The sequence below is a fragment of the Pseudomonas sp. B6001 genome, assembly GCF_013386015.1.
Classification (GTDB): domain Bacteria; phylum Pseudomonadota; class Gammaproteobacteria; order Pseudomonadales; family Pseudomonadaceae; genus Aquipseudomonas.
Genome location: NZ_JACAOX010000007.1, coordinates 213,484 through 221,308 on the forward strand (window position 1 = coordinate 213,484; position 7,825 = coordinate 221,308).

Annotated in this window: 7 protein-coding genes; 1 reads left to right on the top strand and 6 read right to left on the bottom strand. The window is 62.0% G+C overall.

Features of this window, described 5'->3' with window-relative positions:
• Nucleotides 1-129 precede the first annotated feature (129 nt).
• From HX821_RS10050 to HX821_RS10075, 6 genes are all read right to left on the bottom strand, one after another.
• The gene (locus HX821_RS10050) at nt 130-939 is read right to left on the bottom strand and encodes an ABC transporter permease (RefSeq protein ID WP_003209553.1); all 810 of its coding nucleotides are present in this window, start codon (nt 937-939) and stop codon (nt 130-132) included.
• The gene (locus tag HX821_RS10055; RefSeq protein ID WP_177035685.1) at nt 929-1,858 is read right to left on the bottom strand and encodes an ABC transporter permease; all 930 of its coding nucleotides are present in this window, start codon (nt 1,856-1,858) and stop codon (nt 929-931) included. The genes HX821_RS10050 and HX821_RS10055 overlap by 11 nt, the downstream gene beginning before the upstream one ends.
• A gap of 1 nt (nt 1,859) precedes the next feature.
• On the bottom strand, nt 1,860-2,894 hold the full coding sequence (locus HX821_RS10060) for an ABC transporter ATP-binding protein (protein ID WP_003209551.1): 1,035 nt from the start codon (nt 2,892-2,894) through the stop codon (nt 1,860-1,862).
• A 180-nt stretch (nt 2,895-3,074) separates the two neighbouring features.
• A complete protein-coding gene (ydcS, locus tag HX821_RS10065) occupies nt 3,075-4,226 on the bottom strand; it encodes a putative ABC transporter substrate-binding protein YdcS (RefSeq protein WP_003209550.1) in 1,152 nt (383 codons plus the stop codon).
• Between the two features lie 72 nt (nt 4,227-4,298).
• Nucleotides 4,299-5,756: a gamma-aminobutyraldehyde dehydrogenase gene (locus HX821_RS10070; protein WP_003209549.1), complete on the bottom strand. Its 1,458-nt coding sequence runs from the start codon at nt 5,754-5,756 to the stop codon at nt 4,299-4,301.
• A 133-nt stretch (nt 5,757-5,889) separates the two neighbouring features.
• The gene (locus HX821_RS10075) at nt 5,890-6,801 is read right to left on the bottom strand and encodes a LysR family transcriptional regulator (protein ID WP_003209548.1); all 912 of its coding nucleotides are present in this window, start codon (nt 6,799-6,801) and stop codon (nt 5,890-5,892) included.
• A 168-nt stretch (nt 6,802-6,969) separates the two neighbouring features.
• Between HX821_RS10075 and HX821_RS10080 the strand changes: the two genes are divergently transcribed.
• Nucleotides 6,970-7,683 (top strand): tellurite resistance TerB family protein, encoded by a 714-nt coding sequence (locus HX821_RS10080; protein WP_177035686.1) that lies wholly within the window; start codon nt 6,970-6,972, stop codon nt 7,681-7,683.
• Nucleotides 7,684-7,825: the final 142 nt, after the last annotated feature.

A 7,825-nucleotide genomic window follows, 5' to 3' on the forward strand; every position in this document is an offset into this window, starting at 1 on the left:
AGTGTGGGAGCGGGCTTGCTCGCGAATACGGTCTTTCAGTTGATACATCACCTGACTGATACACCGCTTTCGCGAGCAAGCCCGCTCCCACATTTGAATCTCATTCCTTCAGTGGCAATGTGTTGTCAGTTATTTACCGCCACTACCGGCCACGCTTTCGCCGCCGCGGGTCAGGTAATAGGCACCCAGGATCGGGAACATCGTCACGATCATCACCAGCATCGCCACCACGTTGGTCACCGGCACATCCCGTGGCCGGCTCAACTGGTTGAGCAGCCACAGCGGCAAGGTGCGCTCGTGGCCGGCGGTGAAGGTGGTGACGATGATTTCGTCGAACGACAGCGCGAACGCCAGCATGCCGCCGGCCAGCAACGCCGAGCCGAGGTTGGGCATGATGATGTAGCGGAAGGTCTGCCAGCCGTCGGCGCCCAGGTCCATCGAGGCTTCGATCAGGCTGTGGGAGGTGCGGCGCAGGCGGGCGATCACGTTGTTGTAGACGATCACCACGCAGAAGGTCGCGTGGCCGACGATGATGGTGAACATCCCCGGCTCAATCCCCAGGGTCTTGAAGGTCGCCAGCAACGCGATACCGGTGATGATCCCCGGCAGTGCAATCGGCAGGATCAGCATCAGCGAGATGCCTTGCTTGCCGAAGAACTCCCGGCGATACAACGCCGCCGAGGCCAGGGTGCCGAGCACCATCGCAATCAGCGTGGCGATGGCCGCGATTTGCAGCGACAGCTTGATCGCTTCCAATACGTCCGGCCGCGAGAAGGCCACGCTGAACCACTTCAGGGTGAAGCCCTGGGGTGGAAAGCTGAACGCCGCCTCTTCGGTGTTGAAGGCGTAGAGGAAGATGATCAGGATCGGGAAGTGCAGGAAAACCAACCCGCCCCAGGCCGCGATTTTTAGACTGAGTGAGGCTTTTTCAGAGTGCATCGAAGGCCCCCAGACGTTTGACGATGGACAGGTAAACCGCGATCAGCACGATCGGCACCAGAGTGAACGCCGCGGCCATGGGCATGTTGCCGATAGCGCCTTGTTGCGCGTACACCATGCCGCCGACGAAGTAACCCGGCGGGCCCACCAATTGCGGCACGATGAAGTCGCCCAGGGTCAGCGAGAACGTAAAGATCGAACCCGCCGCAATCCCCGGCACCGACAGCGGCAGAACCACCTGCATGAAGGTCTGGCGCGGCTTGGCGCCGAGGTCTGCCGAGGCCTGCAGCAACGATGGCGGCAAACGCTCCAGCGAGGCCTGGATCGGCAGAATCATGAACGGCAGCCAGATGTACACAAACACCATGAACCGCCCCAGGTGCGAGGTGCTCAAGGTGCTGCCGCCCACGCCGGGAATGCCCATGATGAATTGCAGCGCCGGCTCCAGGCCCAGGTGCTGCACGAACCACTGCGCCACGCCGCCCTTGGCCAGCAGCAGGGTCCAGGCGTAGGCCTTGACGATGTAGCTGGCCCACATCGGCATCATCACCGCGATGTAGAAAAACGCCTTGGTCTTGCCGGTGGTGTAGCGCGCCATGTAGTAGGCGATCGGGAACGCGACGATGGCACTGGCGATGGACACCACCACCGCCATGCTCAAGGTGCGCACGATGATGTCGAAGTTCGACGGCTGGAACAGCGCGGCGAAGTTGGCCAGGGTCAGGTCCGGGGTGACCGCCATGGTGAAGTCATCGAACGTATAGAAGCCTTGCCACAGCAAGGTCAGCAGCGAACCCAAATAGATCGCGCCGAACCAGATCAGCGGCGGCACCAGCAGCAGCGACAGGTACAGGTTGGGCTTCTTGTACAGCAGGTTGGAAAACCTGCGCATCGGGGGTTGGGACAGGGCCAGGCTCATGTCACACCTCGCCTGCGATGTCGGTCAACGGCGTCATGGCTTCCCGCGCCCAGCGCGCGGTGATGGACTGGCCGACTTGATGCCCGGCGGTGGTGTCCAGCCATTGGTTGTTGGCCTGGCTGATGTTCAGGGCCTGGCCGTTTTCCAGTTTCAGTTCGTAGCGGGTGGCACTGCCCTGGTACTGGATGTCATGCAGCAGGCCGCTGACTTCCACCTCGCCGCTGCCCAGCGGGCCTTCGGCGAAACGCACGTGTTCCGGGCGGATCGAGAACGGCTGCGGGTTACCGCTCAAGCGTTGCGCCAATTCGCCGCGAATCACGTTGGAGGTGCCGACGAATTCCGCGACGAAGGTGGTGGCGGGCTTCATGTACAGGTTGCGCGGGGTGTCGACCTGTTCGATGCGGCCCTTGTTGAATACGGCCACACGGTCGGACATCGACAGTGCTTCGGTCTGGTCGTGGGTGACGAAGATGAAGGTGATGCCAAGTTGGCGTTGCAGTTTCTTCAGCTCGCTTTGCATCTGTTCGCGCAGCTTCAGGTCGAGAGCGCCGAGGGGCTCATCCAGCAGCAATACGCGCGGACGATTGACCAGTGCGCGGGCCAGGGCCACACGTTGACGCTGGCCGCCGGAGAGTTGCACCGGCTTGCGGTCGCCGTAACCGCCGAGGGCGACCATACCCAGGGCTTCTTCGGCGCGGTTGAGGCGTTCGGTCTTGCCCACGCCTTTGACTTTCAGGCCGTAGGCCACGTTGTCCCGCACGTTCATGTGGGGGAACAGCGCGTAATCCTGGAACACAGTGTTCACGTCGCGCTGATACGGCGGCAAGCCGGCGGCTTCCTCACCGTGGATGCGGATGGAGCCGGCACTGGGTTGCTCGAACCCGGCGATCAGGCGCAGGCACGTGGTTTTGCCCGAGCCGGAAGGGCCGAGCATGGAAAAGAACTCGCCGTCCTGGATATCGATGGAAACCCGGTCAACGGCTTTCACTTCGCCGAACTGACGGGAAACGTGGGTGAATTGGACTGCAAGCGTCATGGTGCGGTGCTCCAAAAAGGCGCGTCTTGTAAAAATTAAATCGGAGGTAGAGGTGATCGTTCCCACGCTCTGCGTGGGAATGCAGCGCTGGACGCTCCGCGTCCGCCCTTAAAGTCGTGACGCGGAGCGTCACAGGAGGCATTCCCACGCGGAGCGTGGGAACGATCAACTAGGGAGTGCTTAGCGCCCGCCCATGATCGCGATGTAATCCTGGGTCCAGCGGCTGTACGGCACGAACTTGCCGCCTTCAGCCTGCGGGGTTTTCCAGAAGGCGATCTTCTCGAACTGGTCGAAACCGTTGGTCTTGCAACCCTCGGCGCCCAGCAGTTCGCTTTCCTTGCACGCCGCGGGAACCGCCGGCAACGAACCGAACCACGAGGCCACATCACCCTGGACCTTCGGCTGCAGCGACCAGTCCATCCACTTGTAGGCGCAGTTCGGGTGCTTGGCATCGGTGTGCAGCATGGTGGTATCCGCCCAGCCGGTGGCGCCTTCCTTCGGAATGGTCGAGGCAATCGGCTGTTTCTCGTTCACCAGGCCGTTGACCTGATACGGCCATGCGCTGGAGGCCACCACGCCTTCGTTCTTGAAGTCGCTCATTTGCACGGTGGTGTCATGCCAGTAGCGGTGGATCAACGGCTGCTGGGCGCGCAACAGGTCGAGCACGGCCTTGTACTGGGTTTCGGTCAGCTCGTACGGGCTCTGGATGCCCAGTTCCGGCTTGGTGGCCTTGAGGTACAGCGCCGCATCGGCGATGTAGATCGGGCCGTCATAGGCCTGCACGCGGCCTTTGTTCGGCTTGCCGTCCGGCAGGTTCTGCGCATCGAACACTACGTTCCAGCTGGTGGGCGCGGTCTTGAACACGTTGGTGTTGTACATCAACACGTTCGGGCCCCACTGGTACGGCGTGCCGTACGTTTGCTGGCCGACCACGTACCACGGCGCATCTTTCAGGCGCGGGTCGATGTTCTTCCAGTTGGGAATCAGCGAGGTGTTGATCGGCTGTACGCGCTTGCCGACGATCAACCGCAGCGAGGCATCGCCCGACGCGGTGACCAGGTCGTAGCCGCCCTTGGCCATCAAGCTCACCATCTCGTCGGAGGTGGCGGCGGTCTTGACGTTGACCTTGCAGCCGGTCTCTTTCTCGAAACCGGTGACCCAGTCGTAGTTCTTGTCGCTTTCGCCACGTTCGATATAGCCGGGCCAGGCCACGATATCCAACTGGCCTTCACCGGCACCCACCGCCTTCAGCGGTTCGGCGGCCTGGATGCTGACACTGGCCAGCAGCGCGGTGGTCAGGGCACTGAGCAGTGCGGTCTTGTGCGCAGACATGGGGGTTCCCTCTTCTTTAATTATGGTCGGGGCAGTTTTTGCAGCAGGTGGTGCGTGAGCGTAGTTGTTGTTTTAAAGATGCTGGCCGTGGCGCGCCATGATGTGCCGCACCACGCTGTAGTCCTGTAGCGAATCGCTGGACAGATCTTTGCCATACCCCGAGCGCTTCAAGCCGCCGTGGGGCATTTCGCTGACCAGCATGAAATGACTGTTGATCCAGGTGCAGCCGTATTGCAGGCGCGACGCCACTTGCATCGCCTTGTCCAGGTTCTGGGTCCACACGGAGGAGGCCAGGCCGTATTCCGAGTCGTTGGCCCAGTCCACCGCCTGTTCCAGCTCGTCGAAGCGGGTCACGGTGACCACCGGGCCGAACACTTCGCGCTGCACGATTTCATCATTCTGTTTACAACCGGCCAGCAAGGTTGGCTGGTAGAAGAAGCCAGCACCGGAATGCACGGCGGCGCCGGTGATGCGTTCGATATGCGGCTGGCCGAGGGCGCGTTCGACAAAACTGGCGACGCGGTCGCGCTGGCGGGTGCTGATCAGCGGGCCGAGTTCGTTGTCGGCATCGCGCTTGCCGGCAAACCGCAGGCTGCTGACGGCGGCGCCGAGCTCGGCCACCAATTTGTCGTGGATGCCGGCCTGGGCGTAGATGCGGCACGCGGCGGTGCAGTCCTGGCCGGCGTTGTAGTAACCGTAGGCGCGCACGCCTTCGACCACGGCTTGCAGGTCGGCGTCGTTGCACACGATCACCGGGGCCTTGCCGCCCAGCTCCAGGTGCGTGCGCTTGAGTGTCTTGGAGGCGGCCTGGAGGATCTTCTGCCCGGTGACGATATCGCCGGTCAACGAGACCATGCGCACCTTCGGGTGGCTGACCAAATGGCTGCCGACCCCTTCGCCGCCGCCACACAGGATGTTGATCACCCCGCGCGGCAACAACTGGCTCAGTACGGGCGCCAGGGCCAGGATCGACAGCGGGGTATGTTCCGACGGCTTGAACACCAGGGTATTACCGGCCGCCAGGGCCGGGGCGATTTTCCAGGCGGCCATCATCAGCGGGTAATTCCACGGCGCAATGGAGGCCACCACGCCAATCGGATCGCGACGCACCATGCTGGTGTAGCCCGGCAGGTATTCACCGCTCAGTTGCCCGGTCTGGCAGCGCACGGCGCCGGCGAAGAAACGGAACACATCGACGGTCGCGCTCAAATCGTCCTGACGTGCCAGGTGCAGCGGCTTGCCGCAATTCAGCGATTCCAGGCGGGCGAGGTAGTCGGCTTGTTTTTCGATTGTCTCGGCGATGCCCAGGAGGATGTTCGAACGCTGCTGGGGCGTGGTCCGCGACCAACCGGCAAAGGCCCGGTGGGCGGCGAGGATTGCGGCTTCGACCTGCTCGGTACTGGCTTCGGCGATATGGGTGAGGATTTCACCGGTGGCCGGGTTGATGATCGGCTCGACAAACCCCTGGCCCGGGACCAGTTCGCCGTCGATCAGCAACGCAGTGAGCAGCGGTGTGGGCGCGCCAGACATTTTTCGCGATCTCTTTTCTTGTGTGGTCATGGCTGTTCTCGTGCGAGGCGCCTGACCTTCTCTTATGGGATGAGCAGAGACTAGAGGTCAGGCGCGAGGTCAACAAATACTAAATACTGAAAGCAGCATTCGATTAAATAGATGGCTTGCGTGGGTGGGGTTGTTCGCGGGCCACCGTCAGGAATGGGTCCACCAGCGCCGGGCGCGCCGTGCCTCGGCGCCAGGCCAGGCCCACGTCGAGGGTCTGGCTGAGGTCGGCAATCGGCCGGGCCTCGATGATGTCGCCTTCCAGGGACCAGGGGCGGTAGGTCATGTCCGGCTGGATCGACACGCCCAGGCCGGCGGCGACCAGGCTTCGCACGGCTTCCGTCGAGGCGGTGCGCAAGGTGACGCGGGGTTGCAGCCCGGCGCCGGTCCACATGCGTTGGGCGTTGTGGCCCATTTCGTCGACGTTCAGCTGAATCAGCGGCTCGCGCGCCACATCCGCCAGGTTGATGCTGTCGTGTTCCAGCAGCGGGTGCTGGGCGGGCAGCCATAAACGGTGGGGCGAGTGGGTGAGCACTTCGGTTTGCAGGGCGTGGCGGTCTTCGAGGTTGGAGAGGATCAGCACGCCGACGTCGATTTCACCGCTGACCAGCAGGTGTTCGATGTAGGGGCGTTCGTCCTCCATCACGCGGATTTCGACATTGGGGTAGGCGCGCTGGAAGCGGGTAAGCAAGTCCGCCAGGTAGTAGCCGGCGACCAGGCTGGTCACGCCGATGATCAACTGCCCGGCCACCTGGTCGGTGCTCTGTTGCAGGCTGCGCTTGGCGTTGTCGACGGTGGCGAGGATGAGGTGCGCCTGGCGCAGGAACTGGTGGCCCTGGTGGGTCAGGGTCATGCCCTTGGCGTGGCGGTTGAACAGGTTGACGCCGATTTCCTGTTCCAGTTGCTGGATCGCCAGGGTCAGGGTGGACTGGGAGATGAAGGCGGTCTGGGCAGCGGCGGAGATCGAACCGGTCTCGGCCACGGCGATGAAGTGACGGATCTGACGCAAGGTCATCATGCTGGAATTACCAGTGGGGTGTTTTTATAGATTTGTTCGAGTGTATATCGTTTTAATTGAGGGGTAAGCGCGTTACATCTGGAAGCACTCTAGATCGGGGGTTTTTGGCATTTAGTTTTACGCTGGGGGCCTATTGGTCCTGTGAACTTGAGTTTCTGGAGGTTGTGAATGAATGCCCGTGGATTGCTCGATCAACTGCTCAAATCCGGCCAGGACATGTTGCAGAACAAGGCTGGCGGGCAGCGCAAGTCAGATGACAAGGGTGCCCTTGGCGGACTGCTGGGTGGCGGCGGGTTGGGTAGCTTGCTTGGCGGTGCCGGTGGTGGGGCCCTCGCGGCCGGCGCCATGGGTCTGTTGCTGGGCAACAAGAAGGCCCGCAAGTTTGGCGGCAAGGCGCTGACCTATGGTGGGTTGGCTGCTTTGGGGGTGATTGCCTACAAGGCCTACGGTAATTGGCAGGCGCAGCAGGCGAGTGCGCCTCAAGGGGAGCCGCAGACCATTGATCGGTTGCCACCGGCCCAGGTCGAACAGCACAGCCAGGGGATTTTGAAGGCGCTGGTGGCTGCGGCCAAGGCTGACGGGCATGTGGATGAGCGTGAGCGGGCGTTGATCGAAGGGGAGTTTGTGAAGCTGGATAACGATCGTGAGTTGCAGCAGTGGCTACATGCCGAGCTGAACAAGCCGCTTGATCCGGCAGATGTGGCTCGGGCTGCCAGTACTCCGGAGTTGGCTGCCGAGATGTATATCGCCAGTGTGATGTTGGTGGATGAGGAGAACTTCATGGAGAAGGCTTACCTCGATGAGTTGGCGCGGCAGCTTAAGTTGGAGCCAGGGTTGAAGGCTGAACTGGAGAAGCAGGTGCGGCAGGCTGAGGTGGTTTGATTGTGTACATATCCGTTTCTGCGGTAACGGCTACTTATGGTAAAAGCAAAGACCAGAACGAAAGCAGAGCCGCTTTTCTGTAGGAGCTGGCTTGCCGGCGATGCAGGCACCTCGGTCTTCCAGACACACCGAGGTGATGCTA

What these genes read in the sequence shown, in the direction of transcription:
- HX821_RS10050 (WP_003209553.1), bottom strand. Translation starts at nt 939, where the DNA reads ATGCACTCTGAAAAAGCCTCACTCAGTCTAAAAATCGCGGCCTGGGGC.
- HX821_RS10060 (WP_003209551.1), bottom strand. Translation starts at nt 2,894, where the DNA reads ATGACGCTTGCAGTCCAATTCACCCACGTTTCCCGTCAGTTCGGCGAA.
- HX821_RS10075 (WP_003209548.1), bottom strand. Translation starts at nt 6,801, where the DNA reads ATGATGACCTTGCGTCAGATCCGTCACTTCATCGCCGTGGCCGAGACC.
- ydcS (WP_003209550.1), bottom strand. Translation starts at nt 4,226, where the DNA reads ATGTCTGCGCACAAGACCGCACTGCTCAGTGCCCTGACCACCGCGCTG.
- HX821_RS10080 (WP_177035686.1), top strand. Translation starts at nt 6,970, where the DNA reads ATGAATGCCCGTGGATTGCTCGATCAACTGCTCAAATCCGGCCAGGAC.
- HX821_RS10055 (WP_177035685.1), bottom strand. Translation starts at nt 1,858, where the DNA reads ATGAGCCTGGCCCTGTCCCAACCCCCGATGCGCAGGTTTTCCAACCTG.
- HX821_RS10070 (WP_003209549.1), bottom strand. Translation starts at nt 5,756, where the DNA reads ATGTCTGGCGCGCCCACACCGCTGCTCACTGCGTTGCTGATCGACGGC.